General features: G+C 68.5%; 18 protein-coding genes and 1 tRNA gene. 8 read left to right on the top strand and 11 right to left on the bottom strand.

Features of this window, described 5'->3' with window-relative positions; all coding sequences use genetic code 11:
• Positions 1-178: 178 nt before the first annotated feature.
• The 3 genes from KUF83_RS32145 to KUF83_RS32135 all read right to left on the bottom strand — a co-directional run bounded on the left by KUF83_RS32145 (position 179) and on the right by KUF83_RS32135 (position 2,853).
• Complete coding sequence (locus KUF83_RS32145; protein ID WP_217458523.1) at positions 179-1,219, bottom strand: DUF6215 domain-containing protein; 1,041 nt, start codon at positions 1,217-1,219, stop codon at positions 179-181.
• Between the two features lie 228 nt (positions 1,220-1,447).
• A complete protein-coding gene (gene arsB / locus KUF83_RS32140) occupies positions 1,448-2,548 on the bottom strand; it encodes an ACR3 family arsenite efflux transporter (RefSeq protein WP_217458522.1) in 1,101 nt (366 codons plus the stop codon).
• Positions 2,545-2,853, bottom strand: coding sequence for a helix-turn-helix transcriptional regulator (locus KUF83_RS32135; protein WP_217458521.1), 309 nt, complete (start codon positions 2,851-2,853; stop codon positions 2,545-2,547). Before KUF83_RS32135 ends, arsB begins: the two co-directional genes overlap by 4 nt.
• A 227-nt stretch (positions 2,854-3,080) precedes the next feature.
• On the opposite strand from KUF83_RS32135, the gene KUF83_RS32130 reads away from it, so the two are divergent.
• Positions 3,081-3,500 (top strand): arsenate reductase ArsC, encoded by a 420-nt coding sequence (locus KUF83_RS32130; RefSeq protein WP_217458520.1) that lies wholly within the window; start codon positions 3,081-3,083, stop codon positions 3,498-3,500.
• A gap of 251 nt (positions 3,501-3,751) precedes the next feature.
• Complete coding sequence (locus tag KUF83_RS32125) at positions 3,752-4,186, top strand: hypothetical protein (protein WP_217458604.1); 435 nt, start codon at positions 3,752-3,754, stop codon at positions 4,184-4,186.
• A gap of 195 nt (positions 4,187-4,381) precedes the next feature.
• On the opposite strand, the gene KUF83_RS32120 is transcribed toward KUF83_RS32125, so the two are convergent.
• Positions 4,382-4,831 (bottom strand): spore-associated protein, encoded by a 450-nt coding sequence (locus KUF83_RS32120; protein WP_217458519.1) that lies wholly within the window; start codon positions 4,829-4,831, stop codon positions 4,382-4,384.
• Positions 4,832-5,005: 174 nt separating this feature from the next.
• Positions 5,006-5,230: a hypothetical protein gene (locus KUF83_RS32115; protein WP_217458518.1), complete on the bottom strand. Its 225-nt coding sequence runs from the start codon at positions 5,228-5,230 to the stop codon at positions 5,006-5,008.
• A 303-nt stretch (positions 5,231-5,533) separates the two neighbouring features.
• Here KUF83_RS32115 and KUF83_RS32110 point away from each other — a divergent pair, with 303 nt between their 5' ends.
• From KUF83_RS32110 to KUF83_RS32095, 4 genes are all read left to right on the top strand, one after another.
• On the top strand, positions 5,534-6,043 hold the full coding sequence (locus tag KUF83_RS32110; protein WP_217458517.1) for a SigE family RNA polymerase sigma factor: 510 nt from the start codon (positions 5,534-5,536) through the stop codon (positions 6,041-6,043).
• A gap of 12 nt (positions 6,044-6,055) precedes the next feature.
• Positions 6,056-6,568: a hypothetical protein gene (locus KUF83_RS32105; protein ID WP_217458516.1), complete on the top strand. Its 513-nt coding sequence runs from the start codon at positions 6,056-6,058 to the stop codon at positions 6,566-6,568.
• Positions 6,569-6,685: 117 nt separating this feature from the next.
• The gene (locus KUF83_RS32100) at positions 6,686-7,903 is read left to right on the top strand and encodes a bifunctional glycosyltransferase family 2/GtrA family protein (protein WP_217458603.1); all 1,218 of its coding nucleotides are present in this window, start codon (positions 6,686-6,688) and stop codon (positions 7,901-7,903) included.
• On the top strand, positions 7,900-9,186 hold the full coding sequence (locus KUF83_RS32095) for a glycosyltransferase family 39 protein (protein ID WP_217458515.1): 1,287 nt from the start codon (positions 7,900-7,902) through the stop codon (positions 9,184-9,186). Before KUF83_RS32100 ends, KUF83_RS32095 begins: the two co-directional genes overlap by 4 nt.
• 187 nt (positions 9,187-9,373) lie before the next feature.
• Here KUF83_RS32095 and KUF83_RS32090 read toward each other — a convergent pair whose 3' ends face one another.
• Positions 9,374-10,111: an SDR family NAD(P)-dependent oxidoreductase gene (locus tag KUF83_RS32090; protein WP_217458514.1), complete on the bottom strand. Its 738-nt coding sequence runs from the start codon at positions 10,109-10,111 to the stop codon at positions 9,374-9,376.
• Positions 10,112-10,195: 84 nt separating this feature from the next.
• On the opposite strand from KUF83_RS32090, the gene KUF83_RS32085 reads away from it, so the two are divergent.
• Complete coding sequence (locus KUF83_RS32085; protein ID WP_217458513.1) at positions 10,196-10,861, top strand: TetR/AcrR family transcriptional regulator; 666 nt, start codon at positions 10,196-10,198, stop codon at positions 10,859-10,861.
• A 122-nt stretch (positions 10,862-10,983) separates the two neighbouring features.
• On the opposite strand, the gene KUF83_RS32080 is transcribed toward KUF83_RS32085, so the two are convergent.
• From KUF83_RS32080 to KUF83_RS32060, 5 genes are all read right to left on the bottom strand, one after another.
• Positions 10,984-11,853: an alpha/beta fold hydrolase gene (locus KUF83_RS32080; protein WP_217458512.1), complete on the bottom strand. Its 870-nt coding sequence runs from the start codon at positions 11,851-11,853 to the stop codon at positions 10,984-10,986.
• A gap of 89 nt (positions 11,854-11,942) precedes the next feature.
• On the bottom strand, positions 11,943-12,533 hold the full coding sequence (locus tag KUF83_RS32075) for an NUDIX hydrolase (protein WP_217458511.1): 591 nt from the start codon (positions 12,531-12,533) through the stop codon (positions 11,943-11,945).
• A gap of 125 nt (positions 12,534-12,658) precedes the next feature.
• The gene (locus KUF83_RS32070) at positions 12,659-13,222 is read right to left on the bottom strand and encodes a dihydrofolate reductase family protein (protein ID WP_217458510.1); all 564 of its coding nucleotides are present in this window, start codon (positions 13,220-13,222) and stop codon (positions 12,659-12,661) included.
• A 122-nt stretch (positions 13,223-13,344) separates the two neighbouring features.
• A tRNA-Trp gene (locus KUF83_RS32065) sits at positions 13,345-13,420 on the bottom strand.
• A gap of 93 nt (positions 13,421-13,513) precedes the next feature.
• Positions 13,514-14,113: a hypothetical protein gene (locus KUF83_RS32060; RefSeq protein WP_374106215.1), complete on the bottom strand. Its 600-nt coding sequence runs from the start codon at positions 14,111-14,113 to the stop codon at positions 13,514-13,516.
• Positions 14,114-14,343: 230 nt separating this feature from the next.
• Here KUF83_RS32060 and KUF83_RS32055 point away from each other — a divergent pair, with 230 nt between their 5' ends.
• Positions 14,344-16,182 carry a sensor histidine kinase gene (locus KUF83_RS32055; protein ID WP_217458601.1) on the top strand — a complete coding sequence of 613 codons (1,839 nt, stop codon included), beginning with the start codon at positions 14,344-14,346 and terminating at the stop codon, positions 16,180-16,182.
• The last annotated feature ends 51 nt before the right edge of the window (positions 16,183-16,233 follow it).

Raw genomic sequence — 16,233 nt, 5'->3', positions numbered from 1 at the left:
CCCAGCTGGCGACTCTGCGATCCTGGTCGCGCGACTGAGGACGCGTTGCCCCAACCGCGTACGGCAGACCAGCAGTTGCCGCGTGCGCGCCGACCGCACCGAGCCCCCGTCACGCGACAAATGCCAACGCCGACCGGGCGATCGGATCAGTCTTTTCGCGGCCCAGGTTCGCAGCGCCTCATCGAACAGGCCGTTCGGGGATCGTCGGAAGAACCTTCTCAGCGATGTCGAGGAGAACGCTGTCGTTCGGGAGGGCTCCGGACTCGCTCCATACGGTGATGTCGCAGTAGCCGCCGTGGTCTTGGCGGTCGAGGGCCACGGTAAGTGTCCTGGCCAGGGGGCCCTGTTCGACCGGTCCGCCGGATCCGCCACCCCCGAGGTTGATCTCGATCTTCATGGTGTGGTCCGAGGCGAAGACCGCGGGCCGACCCAGAACCTTGAGGGTCCTGATGTCTATCTCATTCCCGTACTTCATCAGCTTCACGTACTGGTCAGTCGTGAGCTTGTTGTACGTGGCCGAGACATTCACCGAGTACGTGTCGAAGCTGACCTCGGCCTCCGGCGCGGCAACCTTCCCGTCGGTCAGGGGAGCCGTGTTGCTTGTGCCGGAAGCTGAGGTCGCGATCTCTCCGGGCGTTCCGAGGAGCTCGGCCAGGTCTGGCCGGTTGAGTGCCTCGCACAGCTCCTCACCGGTCACCGGCCGAGGCGTCTTCTTGTAGGTCCTCGGAAGCGCCTCTTGCTCTCCGTCCGAACACGAGGCGGGTTTCGGGGTGCTGTCTTCGGACGGCATCACCTTCGGTCCCACCCACACCGCTGCCGCGAGTGCCCCGAACACGGCCACGGCCGCGAAGGCCTGGCCCCACGCGTTGGGCTCCTTTTCCGGCGTGCTCGGGACGGGGCGCGGCCCAACTCCGGCCTGGGGCTGGACCTTGGCCTGGGGCTGGACCTTGGCCTGGGGCTGGACCTTGGCGGCAATATCGGCCGCCGCCCCGCCTGCGGAGACCGCCGGACTCGAGTCCCGGCGTGCACGCAGAGCACGGACCACCACGTAGACGCGTACCGCGGTGAACACGAGGAACACCACGCTGAGACCGGCCGCAACCCGGTCGCGATCACTGATGGCGAGATACATGATGCGTACGCCGAGGACGGATCCGACCGCGATGAGCAGCGGCTCGCGGACCCAGAACGGCAGGAGACGGAGGAGGAAACCGAGCATCCGGCGATCTCACCAGGTCAAGACCGCATTCGCCGTGGTGGAGGCCACAATTCCGGGTACGCGCAGGGCCTGTCGCAGGAATAGCCGCCAATCCGATACTTCCGGGACCGCTATCGGGGTGGCAGCTCATGCAAGCCCTTGGAGCCAGGCCCTCGGCTTCGGCTCCTCCCCCCTCCTACCCTGCTCCCCTCCTGCCCGCGCCGACCCCGGCGCCGACGCTCGCGGCGATCAGAGCGGGGAGGAGGCAGCAGGCCACAATTTGCGCCGCCAGGCCAGGGACACGTAGACGAGCGCGACCAGGACAGGCACCTCGATCAGCGGGCCGACCACGCCGGACAGGGCCTGGCCGGAGGTGACGCCGAAGGTGGCGATGGCGACCGCGATCGCGAGCTCGAAGTTGTTGCCCGCCGCTGTGAAGGCGAGCGTGGCGGTGCGGTCGTAGGCGAGGCCGATGGCTTTGCCGAGGGCGAAGGTGCCGAACCACATCACGGCGAAGTAGACCAGCAGCGGCACAGCGATCCGGACCACGTCCAGGGGCTGCGAGGTGATGGACTTGCCCTGCAGGGCGAAGAGGATCACGATCGTGAAGAGCAGACCGTAGAGCGCCCAGGGACCGATCTTCGGAAGGAAGCCGGACTCGTAGCGGTCGCGGCCGAGCTTCTGCTCGCCGACGCGTCGGGTGAGGAAGCCGGCGAGCAGCGGGATGCCGAGGAAGATGACGACGTTCAGGGCGATCTTCCACATGGAGATGTCGAGGTGTTCGCCGTCGCCGAGGTTCAGCCAGCCGGGCAGCAGGTCGAGGTAGAACCAGCCGAGCAGGCCGAAGGTGAGGACCTGGAAGACGGAGTTGAGGGCGACCAGGACGGCTGCCGCCTCGCGGTCGCCGCAGGCGAGGTCGTTCCAGATGATGACCATGGCGATGCAGCGGGCCAGACCGACGATGATCAGGCCGGTGCGGTACTCGGGCAGGTCCGGCAGGAAGATCCACGCCAGGGCGAACATGATGGCCGGGCCGAGGATCCAGTTGATGACCAGCGAGGAGACCATGAGCTTCTTGTCGCCGGTGACCGCGTCGAGCTTGTCGTAGCGGACCTTCGCCAGGACCGGGTACATCATGATCAGGAGGCCGACCGCGATGGGCAGGGAGATACCGCCGATCTCGACCTTGGCCAGTGCGTCGTCGAGGCCGGGGACCGCGCGCCCCAGACCGAGGCCGAGGGCCATGGCGGCCAGGATCCAGACGGCGAGGAAACGGTCGAGCGTCGACAGTTTCGCGACGACGGAGGAATCCCCGGTGGGGGACGTCGCGGGTGCTTCGGTGGGGGTCACGGGCAGGCCCTCTTGTTGTCGGCGGCATGGCGAGCGGACTCGGCCAGGTCGGCGAACTGACCGGCGAGCGAGGCGATGACGTCCGGCTTGAGCTTGTAGTACGTGAAGCGCCCGCACGGCTCCGTCTCCACGACCCCGGCCTCGCGCAGCACTCTCAGGTGGTTGGAGAGGTTGGTCTGCTTCGCACCCGTCTCCTCGATCAGGTGAGTGGAGCAGAGCGTCTCCTTGGCGAGGAGAGTGACGATCTGGAGGCGGAGCGGGTCGGCGAGGACCCGCATCAGATCAGTGTCGACTGACGTCATCATGGGCTGATACTGTCACATCACCCGACACTGATACCAGTCCGGGCTGACCTACAGACCGCCGGAGAGGTCTCGCGGCCGGCCTCGACGGCGCACCGCTCGCCGCCGTACGGGCAATCCGCGACGCCCCCGACGCCCACATCACCGAACCACCGCACCACTGGCCACCTTGCCCGCCTGAACCACCGCGCACCGCAGCCGCGTTGATCCAGACCGTGAAGGAAGAACCCATGCCTGCCGCCCCGCTCGCCTCCGTGCTGTTCGTCTGCGTCCACAACGCGGGCCGCTCCCAGATGGCCGCCGGCTTCCTCAGCCACCTCGCGGGCGACCGGATCGAGGTGCGCTCGGCCGGCTCCGTCCCCGGCGACCAGGTCAACCCGGCCGCCGTCGCGGCCATGAGGGAAGTCGGCGTCGACATCGCCAACGCCAAACCGAAGATCCTGACCACCGAGGCCGTCCAGGCCTCCGACTACGTCATCACCATGGGCTGCGGCGACGCCTGCCCGATCTTCCCCGGCAAGAAGTATCTCGACTGGGCTCTGGAGGACCCCGCAGGCAAGGGCGTCGAGTCAGTACGGCCGATCCGCGACGAAATCAAGAACCGCATCGAGGCGCTCATCGCCGAGATCGACGCCACGCAGGGGGCGTGAGCCCGACGCCCCCAACCGGTGACGGGGACGACGACGAGCCCCGGCCCGATGGAAGAAGGTGACACCGGCCGAGAGCCTCTGGCGGTCCAATTCGTGCCGCACTCCGATGCCCGGCAACGGGGTTCTGCTCAGGCGCGGAGTACCCGCAACTGACGTCCGCCTGGAAGAATTCGCCTGTGGCACGGACCTGGCGAGACTGCGGGCTCTGTTCCGCACTCGCGCAGGAAAGCGAACAGAGAGGCGCCATGGGCATGATCGAGTGGGTACGGCTGAGCACAGGTGCCAGAGCAGTTCCGCAGCCCGTCGCGACCCGGCTCGTCTGGTTCGCGGCCTCCATCGGCGCCCTGCTGCTGGTGGCGCTCACCAGCCACCTCGGCGGTCGGGGACACCCCACCACGGCGCTGATCGCGCTGTCCCTCCTCGCTGCCCTGCTCGGGTTGTTCGCCCGCCTCACCGCGGCCCCCGGAACCGCCGTACTGTGCTGGCTCTTCCTCAACGGCTTCGCCATTCCACCTGCGGGAGAGCTCACCTGGGCCGGGCACCGGGACACCACCTGGCTCTCATGCCTGCTCGCCGCAGCGGTCGCAGGAACCGCCGTCGCCCGCATCGTCAACGCCCGCGCCGCGTACCGACGCATCCCCGCACCAGCCGCACGACAGGACCACGAGACGCGTCGTCGCTGGTAGCGGTTGTCACGGGCCATCAGCCCGTACTGCGAAAATCAAGGCGCAGCCCCGGCCCCTGGCGGGAGAGTCCACCGACATCGCCCGCCAGGGGCCTTCGTACTCAACTCCACGTACTCCCCGGTGAGTTGGCCAGCCACACTGGCGGCTGCCGCTCAAGGAGCACTACGTCGGACGGCATGGCCGTCAAGCAACAGGTCAGCGGGTGGTGGTGACCCGGTGCTCCTTGCGTGCGTCGCAGTTGGAGTCGTTCACCTGCACGTACACGTTGTTGATCCCACCGCCCCAACTGACGCAGTACCCCTTGCCGTACACGTAGGCCGGACCCGCGTACGAGGTGTACCGCCCGTAGTCCTCCGCATACTCCTGGGTGTCGGGGATGTGGACCCAGGTGGACATGTCCACGGCGGCGCCGGGGTTGTTGCGGATGGTGGCCACGCAGTTCTGGCCGTTCGCGGAGTTGTACGTCAGATAGATCGTGCCCAGCGAGCCGACAGCCGCCGAGTTCACGGTCTTGTAGGCGCTTCCGCAGACCTTCTGCGGCGTGGTGTTGGGTGCCGCGGAGGCGGGTGCCGCCAGGGCGGTCGTGGCTCCCACCGCGAGAGCGGCGAATGCGGCCGCAGTCAGGACTGAACGGTTGAATCTCATGTTTCCCCCTTGTGTGCTGCGGAGTTGGTCTCTCCCGCCTGATGGACACGCGGGACAACCAAGCGGTCATGTGTCGTGTGCGTGTGACTGTTCGGACCGTGGCCGGCCCTGACGGACGGACTGTCAGCCCCCGTGGCTGCGACCGTTGCCGTGCTTGCGCATCTCCGAAGCCGGTCAAGGCTCCCAGCAGTAGCCGTTCTCGACGGTCAGGCCCCCGTGGCTGCCGTCCTGCAGATACACAGCACTCCCCCGGAACGAGTACTGGCCGATCCTCTTCCCCGTGGACACCCACAGGTCATTGGGGTGGCCGTTGACGGTGACGGTCTCGCCGCTGCACGGGCACAGGCCGAGGCCTGTGCCGTTTTCGGCGAGGGTGCCTTCCACCCTCTGTCCGTTCACCGGTCGACAGAACAGTGGCACACCCCCGTCGGGGCGGCCATGTTTTCAGCGGTCGCCAAAAGGCTGGACTCGACGGGCGGCAGAGGCGTATGGCGGCGTCTCCGCATGATGCGCTGCGACCCCGCGAGGCGGGAGCAGGCCGTGGCCAACACGGCACTCAGAGCGGTGGTGGAGATCGCACCGAGAGCGATCATCCCTCAACTGCAAAGTGATGTGACCCGGATCACGAGGCTGAAGTGAATCGTGGGGCGGTGTCCACAGTCTTTCCCCAAGTAGCGGGCTGACCAGAACGGGGAGGGTGGGATGGAGGAGCAGAGTCGAGCCGAAGGGTTCGACGGTTTTGTGGCGGCCCGCTGGCCCGGCTTGCTTCACCTCGCCCATCTGCTCGTGGGCGGCGACCGGCACCGGGCCGAGGATCTGCTCCAGGAGGCTCTGGTCAAGCTCTGGTTCGTCTGGCCCAGGATTGCGGAGGAGGCCCCGGAGGCGTACGTACGCCAGGTCCTGGCACGAGCGGCGGCGCGCTCGGCGCGGCGGCGCTGGTGGGGCGAACGGCCGGTCGAACAGCTGCCCGACCTGGCGGCGGCCGGTGACATGTCCTCTGCGGTGGCCGAACGCTCGCGTCTGGAGGCCGCGTTGGCGCAGTTGCCGCCGCGGCAGCGGGCGGTGGTCGTGCTGCGCTATTACCAGGATCTGCCGGAGAGGCAGGTCGCGGAGGTGCTGGGGTGCCCGGTGGGCACCGTACGGACCCATGCGTCGCGTGGTGTGGCGCGCCTGCGTCGGATTCTGACCGACGTCATCGAGCCGGTGCGGTGAGGAGGAGACCATATGGACCACTTCGAGCGGGAGTTGGCGCGGATGATGCGCGACGCCCAGGAACACACTCCCTTCGAGTCGCGGCACAAGGCGCGGCTGCGGTCCGCCGTTCGGGCCCGGCGCCGTGTCCGCGCGGCGCAGAAGGCCGTCGGCTCGGTCGTGGCCGTCGCCGGAGTGGGCCTTGGCTTCTTCCTCCTGCCCCAGACCTCCGACGAGGTCAGGCCGCAGGCTCCCGCTCCGCGGCCTGTGGTGAGCCCGGCACCTTCGGACACAGGCGCTGAGCCGACACCGGGCGCGACGTCCACGGCCAACTCCACCCCGACCGCCGAGGGAACCTCCGCTCCCGCCACGGAGCCGGCCACCACCGGGAGTTCGACCACAGGGTCCTCGGACCCGACCGCGTCCCGAACCACGAATCCGCCGCCCTCAGCCACCGGAACACCCAGAGCGTCGACGACGATGACAAGTCCGCCGACATCACCGGCCACGACGTGGGAGCCGTCTGCGTCCGCGGGCTCCGGATAGCCGGGGCCGCACCGACCCTCAACCTCACTGCCGGCAATCCCGGCTCGCAGCGCTGCCATGGGCGGCCGCGGCATGCCTGCGACGAACCCCCCAATGGATCGAAACGTGACAAAACTGATGGATCAACTGCCGCTGCGCACGCCGCTGCCGGCACACCACCATGAGCCGGTTCTGGATGTGGTCGTGCCGGTCTACAACGAGCAGCAAGATCTGGAGGCGAGCGTACGAAGACTTCACGCGCACCTGCGCGAGACCTTCCCGTACCCCTTCCGCGTCACCGTCGCGGACAACGCAAGCACCGACGCAACTCCGCTGATCGCGGCCCGGCTCGCTGCCGAACTCCCCGAGACGCAGTGGCTGCGCCTGGCGGAGAAGGGCCGGGGCCGGGCCCTGCACGCCGCCTGGTCCCGGTCGAGGGCGCCGGTCCTCGCGTATCTTGACGTCGATCTGTCGACAGACCTCAGCGCGCTGCTGCCGCTGGTCGCCCCGCTGATCTCGGGGCACTCCGACATCGCCATCGGCACCCGTCTGGCCCCCGGATCCCGGGTGGTGCGCGGCCCCAAGCGGGAGGTCATATCGCGCTGCTACAACGCCCTGTTGCGCTCCACGCTCGCGGTGCAGTTCTCCGACGCGCAGTGCGGGTTCAAAGCGGTCCGGCGTGACGTGGCCGAGCGGCTGCTGCCCCTGGTGAAGGACTCCGAGTGGTTCTTCGACACCGAACTGCTGGTGATCGCCGAGCGGGCGGGTCTGCGCATCCACGAGATACCGGTCGACTGGGTGGACGACCCCGACAGCCGGGTCGACATCCTCGCCACGGCGCTGGCGGATCTGCGCGGCATCGCCAGGATCGGCCGGGCCCTGGCCCGCGGCATGCTCCCGACGACCGCTCTGCGCCAAGGCGACGGCGAACCGGCGGGTGGACTGGCCGGTCAGCTGCTGCGCTTCGGCGCCGTGGGAGCGGTCAGCACCATCGGCTACGTCCTGCTCTACGCGGCTCTGCGTCCGACGGTGGGCCCGCAGGCTGCCAATGCGCTGGCACTGCTGGTCTGCGCGATCGCCAACACGGCCGCGAACCGGCGGCTCACCTTCGGGCTGCGCGGTCGCGGCGGCGCGCTGCGCCACCAGGCCAAGGGGCTGCTGGTCTTCGGGATGGGCCTCGCTCTCACCAGCGGCTCGCTCGCCGCGCTGCACCACATGGCACCCGGCGCCGCCCGCCTGGCGGAGGTCGCGGTGCTCGTCGCCGCCAATCTGGCGGCCACTCTGCTGCGCTTTCTGCTCCTGCGGGCCTGGGTGTTCCCCGCCCGCCGCCGTGGGACGGAGCACACCGCCGCATGAACGACACGACAACGCTGACGTCCCTCGCCGATCCGGACTCCCCCCGTCTCCCCGCCCCGGACACGGGCACCGGTACGGAGACGGGCAGGGTGTTGCACATCCGGCTGCGTCGCGCGGCCAGGCACTACCTGCCGGTGCTTGCGCTGTACGGCGTTCTGAAGCTGATCGGCTTCATCGTCTTCATGTACCTGCTGGACTCCGCCGGGGACTTCCGCAAGAAAGACCCGCGATTCGGTGGCGGAACCCACGCCTGGGACGTGCTGGCCAGCTGGGACGGATGGTGGTACCAGCAGGTCGCCGCACACGGCTACGACCCCGCGCTGGTCCCCGTCCCCGGCGCCAAGGGACTGATCACCCTCGAAGGCAACTCAGCCGCGTTCTTCCCCCTGTACCCGGCGACCATGCGACTGGTCTCCGAGTGCACGGGGCTCGGCCTGTACGGCTCCGGCATGCTGGTCTCCGTCGTCGCCTCGTTCGTCGCCGCCCTCGGCATCTACGCCGTCGCCGCCCAGCTCGGCGGCAGACGCGCCGGACTCGCCGCGGCCGGACTGTGGGCCGTCTGGCCGGGCTCCGGCGTGGAGTGGGCAGGCTACTCGGAGTCCCTCTACGTCGCCCTCGCCGTCTGGACCTGCCACTCCGTCATGAACGACCGCTGGCTCACCGCGGGCGTCCTCACGTTCACCGCAGGACTGAACCGGCCCACCGCCGTCGCACTCATCGCCGCCCTCACCGTCGCCGCGCTCCTGGCACTGCATCGCCGCCACGAAGACATCGCCCGCCCCTGGACCGCGATACTGATCGCGCCACTCGGGCTCGTTGGCTACCTGCTCTGGGTCGGCAACGCGATGGGCGACCTGGGCGGCTACTTCGAGCTCCAGGACCGCGCGTGGGCCCACTCCTTCGACTACGGCAAACACACGGTGAACGTCTTCACCTCCATGGCGGTGGGCCACTTCGACTACCTCTTCGCCTACCCCTTCGCAGACGTGATCGGCGCCATGGTCACGCTCCTGGCGCTGCTCCTGATCCCCCTCCTGATCCGCCAGCGCCCACCGCTCGTCCTGACCGTCTACACCGTCCTCACCTTCGCCATGGTGATGGGCAGCCAGCAGATCTTCGGCAACGTCTCCCGGTACCTGCTCCCCGCCTTCCCCCTCTTCGTCTCCCTCGCCATCCGACTCCGCAACGTCCCGCTGCCCCTGCTGTGCTGCCTGCTCGGCATCATGGCGGTCGCGTCAGGCTCGTACGCGGGATACGTCCTGTTCGAACTGGGGGTCCCCTGACAGGCCGGAGCGCCCGAAATCCCCGAGATCCGGGCCCTGCCCGCCCTGCTGCTGCTGCTGCTGCTGCTGCTGAACGGCAACGCCGTGCACGTCACCGAGGTATGCACTCCCTCACCCTGAACTGGGGAGCGGCCGGGAGTGCGACCCACTGCTTCGAGGGAACCGGATACGCACCACCGGCCGTCGTTCAGGCCCGGGTGTAGCCGCCGTCGGCGAAGAGTTCGGCGCCGGTGACGAACGACGAGGCGGCCGAAGCCAGGAAGAGGGCGGCCTCGGCGATTTCCTCGGCGTCGGCCAGCCGCCCCAGTGGCACGACGGCCTCGGCGAACTGGTCGACGTCCGGCCCCGCGGCGCGCAGCAGGGCAGGGGTTCGTGTGGGTCCCGGGCTGAGGACGTTGACCCGGAATCGACGCTCTCGCGATTGCCGGGCCCAGTTGTGCACGAGGTTGCTCAACGCTGCCTTCGATGCGCTGTAGACCTCGAGGTGCTCATTGGGGCGCACGCTGTTGCTTGAGCCGATGACCAGGACGGAGGCGTTCTCCGCCAGCAGCGGAAGCGCCTTCTGGACGGTGAACAGTGGGCCCTTGACGTTGACGGCGAGTGTCAGGTCGACGTTCGCCTCGGTGTGGGCGCCGAGCGCGGCGTCCGCGACGATTCCCGCGTTGGCCACCAGCACGTCGATGCGTCCGGCCTCCTCACGGACTCGCGCGTAGAGCGCGTCCAGGTCGGCCAGGACCGAGACGTCGGATCGTACGCCGGTGGCCGCCGGGCCGATCTCCTTGACTGCCGCTTCGAGGCGGTCGATGTCCCGGCCGGTCACGAAGACCCGTGCGCCCTCCCGGACGAAGCGGTGGGCGATGGCCAGCCCGATCCCGCTGGTCCCTCCGGTGATCACGGCCACCTTCTCCTGCAGCACGCCTGGCATGTCGAAGCCCTTCAGTTGTGGAATGGATCGTCCACAACGTAGGCAGTAATGGACGATCGAGTCAAGAATGGATACGCTGAGACCATGCCGAGACCACGCGCATTCGACGAACGCCAAGTCCTGGAGCGGGCCCGGGAACAGTTCTGGGCGACCGGCTATGCAGGAACCCGGATGGACGACATCGCCCAGGCGACCGGCCTGGGAAAGGGCAGCCTGTACGGCGCATTCGGCGACAAGGGCAAGCTGTTCCACCGTGTGTTCGGCGACTGGTGCACCGCAGTCGTTGAGGTGGCCGAAGAGCGGCTGGCAGGTGGCCCGGACGCAGAGGCCTTGGTCCGGCTGTCGGAATACGTGCACCTGATGGCGGAGAACACCGCCTCCGACACCGAACGCCGCGGGTGCCTGTTGGCCAAGGGCGCGGCGGAACTGGCCCAGCACGATCCGACGGTCGCCGGACGGTCGGCCGAGACCATGACGGCACTGCTGACCCTGCTCCGGACGGAGATCAGCGCAGCCCAGCGCCACGGCGACATCGACAGCGCTGCGGATCCGGAGCGGTTGGCGGCACTGCTGCTGACGGTGGTCCGCGGTATCGAGGCGGTAGGCAAGGCCGGCCTGGACCCGGAAACGCTGCGGAACATTGCAGATACCGCACTGGCAGTCCTGCCCATGCCCGAGGGGCAGAAACGCCGCGCCACCGGGCGCAGTCCGGCCCGCAAAAACGCACGTGGTGCCAACACGGCCACATGATCCGCCGGACAGTGCCTGGCGGACTGTCGTGCGTAGTGACCCGACGGCGATGCCACACCTCACGGGGACAACCTCGCGATGTCCCGACTGAGGTACTCGGAACCACCCGTCCAGCACTTGCCCTACGAGGCGCCGTCAAGGACCTCCCGCAGCCGATGCGCGAACTCGTCGGGCTTTCCCGGATATCCGAACTCTCCGTCGCAGAAGCCGCCGTGATGGCTCGGGAACACGCTCACCTGCTGCCCGAGAAGGTCAGCAGTCGCAACGGAAGTGCGCCAGGTCAGCAGGCTTTCGGACTCCTCGCCCACAGCGATCACGACGCGGGTCGGCGCGGCGGTGATCGCATCGACATCGGGACGGTAGCTGCTGACCGCCCACGAACGGTCGGACAGCAGCGGATCGTCACGCGAGCCGTCGTCCTGTGTGGGCATCCCGAAAGCGGCGGGATCAGCCTCTGGTTGTGCGAAGTACGCCTCGGTGAATTCTCCCTCCCACGAGGTCATGGCCACGAAGGCGGCCATCCCCGCCCCCCACCCCCGCTTCTCGTACGCCTCCCGGACACCGGCCCGCGCCCGCACGGCCGCCGCGCCGTCCGGTGTGAGGGTGATGAGCGGGGGCTCGTGCGCAACCAGGGTGGTCACGTCCTCGGGGTGTTTCGCCACGACCGCAAGCGCGGTGATCGCTCCACCACTGCTTGCGAACATCTCGACCGGCCCGACCCCGAGTGCTTCGATGACGGCGTGTACGTCGTCAGCCTGGGTGTGCGGCGTGTGGTCGACCCGACCGTCCTTTCGCGTGCTGCGACCGAGCCCGCGCGGGTCGTAGGTGACAACGGTTCGTTCGGGGAAGCGTGCCGCGAGCGCGGCAAAGCCACTGGCGTCCATCGGCTGCCCGATCATGAACAACGGCGGGCGTCCATCTGTGGTCGGCAGCGGCCCGCGCACGTCATAGACGAAGTCCGCGTCGGTTGTCTCGAGTGTGTGAGTGTCCATACCCCTACAGACCGGCCCCGGCCCGAAATCTCATCGGCGCGGCGGGCATCGTCTCGCAATGATCTTTCGCCGTCACCCTGGAGTGCGCCCTACCCCGTGATGGGTGGCACCGGCCAACACTGGTCTGATCGGCATGCGGGCGCTTCGTGCCCGGTCGTTGCTGTGGACATGGGTCGGGGTGGGCTGAGCGACGCCAAGTGGGAGGCCCGTGCGATGAGGTCGTGGATCAGGAACTCACCAGTCGTGCAATTCTCTTTGAGTCGGCCGAGGCTGTCGGGACCGAACCAGGCGTAGGTGGAGTGCTTGCTCCACTCCAGAGCAGGGTTGTCCAACTCGCCGTCGACCTCGACGAGGTAGTCGGCCTCGTGGCGGAGACCAGCGCCGTCGTCACCCGTCCAGGTCATGGTGCCGAGGAACTGCCGTACGTGTCTCAGGCGCCAGCCGGTCTCCTCCTTGATCTCACGTGCGAGGGCTTCGAGAAGCGACTCCCCTGCCTCGACGTGGCCACCCACGATGTCCCAGGTGTCGGGGAAGAGCCGACGGTCCGGGCTTCGCTTTTGCGCGAAGGCTTCGCCGGCACAGTTGAGGATGACCGCGCCGACGGTCCAGAGCTCGCCGGGTGAAGGGCTGGGCACCTCCACGTCGTCGGCGACCGTGAATGACGGATTGCGTGCAGGCATGGCCAATAGCCTAGGCCGGGCGCCTCCGAGGCTCCCTCGGCCACTCCGAGCGGGCTTTCCTCGTCGGCGCTCCCAGGAACCGCACTGGTTGCGCCCTCTTCCCTGGGGCTCGGCGACCGAGCCGGTCAGCGCGCTACACGGTGGCGGAGGTAGACGACTCCTGAGTTGAAGGTGCGGGTCTCGACGAGCTGGAGGTCCACACGTCGCTCGTTCTGAGGGAAGTACGAAAGGCCACCGCCGACCAGCACCGGATAGACCACGACCCGGTACTCGTCGATCAGTCCCGCTGCGGCAGCCTCGGCCGCGAGGGTCGCGCCGCCGATAGCGATGTCGCCCTCCCCCGGCTCGGCCCTCAAGCGCTCGATCTCCTCCGCCAGACTTCCGGAAGCCAGGCGGGCACTGCCCTGCACCTCTGACAGCGAGGTGGAGAACACCACCTTCGGGAGCGGGTTCCAGAGCTCGACCCACTCGAGCTGTGCGTCGTCGAGCGATGGATCCTGAGCGGCGGTCTCCCAGTACAGCATCGTCTCGTACAGCCGTCGTCCCAGCAGGTGGACGCCGACCTCTCGGATCCCGTCGATCCAGAAACGAAAGACGTCCTCGTCCGGCGCCGTCCAGTTGAAGTTGCCGTCCGGCCCGACGATGTAGCCGTCAAGCGAGACGTTCATCGAATAGGTCACGCTGCGCATCAGGGGTCCTCCTCGGTGACGGGTTCGAGAGTACGACCGCTGAACACCGCACAAATCATCGCGACGCGCGGGATTTCCTGGGCCAAGCGACCTCACGAGACCATTCGTCGAGGAAATCTCGGTGGCAGGGGCGGCAGGAGTCGAACCTGCGACATCCGGTTTTGGAGACCGGCGCTCTGGCCTCTGAGCTACACCCCTTCGGTGGGTGACAGCGTGACACGACCCGTGGGTCCGTCTCCAAGGGTTTTCCGTCCCCTCGACAGTGGCCTCATTTCCAGGAGCGCTTGGCCGTCAGCGCGACTGCAGGGCGTCCAGTGCCACGGCCTGTGCGATGGCGAGGCGGCGGTCGAGGTCGGGGGCCGCTATGTCGAGGACGTATCGGTCACGCAGTCCGAATTTCTTGTCGAATGCCATCAATCGCTTGTCGCCCACGGTGAAATCGAAGTGGTACGGCCAGAAGAACGGCACGAAATCGGTGAACGGCAGCAGTTCCCAGACCCGGCGCACCACGGCCACCACCCGACTGCGCTCGCGCCCGGTGAGCTCCGTCGTCCCCGGCTGGTCCATGCTCCACGTGGAGCGCAGCAAGGAGGCGACCGGCTTTTTCCGGAACGATCCGATGGTGTTGCCCAGCGCATCCCGTACATCGTAGACGGCGTTGAGATCGACGACCTGGCGGGCCTCGAAGGTGCACAGGACGTGCTCCATGGACTCGTCGGTGTAGATGGCCACCTGCTCCTTGAGCGTCACTCGCTTCTGCTCGGCGAAGGCGACGACCTCGCCCTCGGAGCCGTCGGGGCGGGCCGCGGTCACCACATACCGGTTCACCATCAGGGCCGTCTTCTGCCGGAGGGTGAACCGCTCGTGTCCCTGGAGGTGTGCATTGTCCACGTGATGTCTCCCGTATTCCTTCTCTGGCACTGCCCGGCGTACCCGGTCCAGGAGTGCACTGCCCGCTGCTGTTCGTGGTCTGCACCATCGTCGCCACGACGGGCGCCCCGGTGCAGTCCCCGAAAGTCGCGGCCCGCAGCTACCAACGACAGCAGCGCGGGAGCTCTCAACCGCGCCTGTCCTCTACGGGGTTGTTCACTTTCGTCGTCCGCCGGCACGACGCAGGGATGATGCGGGCGCTCCCGAAGGCTGTCTATCGTCGGCCCGTGAGAGTGGACGAATCAAACACCGCCCGTGTCGCCCGGACGCTCCGACTCCGGCTCCGGCCTGACGCCGCGATTCCCTGGAGTCGCAGTCGGATCGCCGGGGAGACCGTGCTCGCCGTTGTCCTGGCCGGGCTGGCGGGTCTGTTCGACGCCGTGGGGAACGGGTTCGGCGTGCGAACCGCCGCTGTCGTCACGGGTGTTGCCCTGCTGTCGTTGCTGCGGCGCGCCTGGCCGGCGACCGTCCTGGTCCTCTCGGCGGCCGCGGCCGGGGCGTCCGCCGCCACGGTGCCGCTACTCGTCTACGCGAGTTGGTCGGCGGGCAGCCGCATCATGCGGCCCCGGCGCGTGGTCGCCACGTACGCCCTCGCCCTCCTGGTGCATACCGCCGTGCTGGCCCGGAACGAGCTCAACGCGGACCCCGATCTGTCGCTGGCCTCCGCCGGTGCACTGGGCGCAGGCGTGTTCCTCGCACTGACGATCGTGCCAGGACTGGCCGCCCGGTACCGGGCGCAGCGCCGAGCGCTGCTGGACGCACTGCAGCGGAACAACATCCAGCTCGTACGCGAGCAGACCATGGTGGCGCAGCAGGCGCGCCTGCTGGAGCGCAACCGCATAGCCCAGGACATGCACGACAGCCTCGGTCACCAACTCGCGCTGATCTCCGTGCATACGGGCGCCCTGCAGGTCGATCCGGACCTGACCGACCGCCAGCGTGAGGGGGTGCGCATCCTGCGGGACGCCTCGGTGAACGCGATGGCGGAACTTCGCGAGGCCGTTGGCATCCTCCACGTGGACCGGGCCGACAGAGACCGGCCGGACAGCCGCCCCGAGCACGTCGGGACGACGGCTGGGCACCCGCCGGGTGCGGCCGCCGACACCGGCGGCGAACGTCCGCGCTCCCGATCGGTCGCCTCCCTGGACGGCCTCATCGCGTCGTCCCGGGCCGCAGGCGCGACCGTGGACCTGCACCGGTCCGGACCCGTCCGGCCGCTGGCGCCCGCCGCCGACCACGCGGCGTACCGCATCGCCCAGGAGGGCCTGACCAACGCCCACAAGCACGCCCCGGGCGCGCCGATCACCCTTTCCCTGCGCTACGAACCGGACAGCCTGGTTGTCGAGGTCGCCAACGGGCCCGCGCCCGCCCGGACACCGGACGTCCCGGCAGCGGTCAGCGGCGGCCAGGGGCTGAGAGGACTGCAGGAGCGAGCCCGGCTCGTCGGCGGCATGGTGCACACCGGGCCCACCGCGGACGGCGGCTTCCGCATCGCGGGCATGCTGCCCTACGGCAACGGTGTCGGCGAGTCACGGCCCCACCCGGACGGTGCGACCTCCGTATACCAGGACGACGACTTCGGAGGGCAGTCCGGGGCCGGCACGGCGGATCACAGTGGAGCGGTCATCAACCGTGCTGATCCACAAGGGGAGTTCGCCGCCACCATGAGCAGCAGGAAGAACATGGCCATCGGCTGCGGCATCACCGCCGTCGTCCTCGTCGTGAGCCTGATAACTCTGGCCGTCTGGGGAGTGAGCGCGCTGATGGACGAGTTGGACAAGGCCATGATCCCGCCGAGCGTCTACGAATCGGCCGAGCCCGGGTCTCCCGAAGCCGACGTGCAGGCCAAACTGCCCGACGACGACTCGGTGCTGACCGAGGACTACAAGAACATGGGCCCACGCCCCCCGGAGGGCGCGACCTGCCGTCACTTCGGGTCCGACGACCCCGATGACGTCACAACTGTCTTCCGCTTCTGCTTCCGCGACGGAAAGCTGGTCGCGAAACAGACCTTCCAGGACAAGAGCTGAGCCACAGGGCCGGGACATGACCCGGCTCGCACCTCCTCCCACCATCCGCGC

The sequence above is a fragment of the Streptomyces sp. BV286 genome, from assembly GCF_019090165.1.
Classification (GTDB): domain Bacteria; phylum Actinomycetota; class Actinomycetes; order Streptomycetales; family Streptomycetaceae; genus Streptomyces.
Note: the sequence above shows the minus strand (reverse complement) of the source record. Positions and strands in the feature narration are given on the sequence as shown.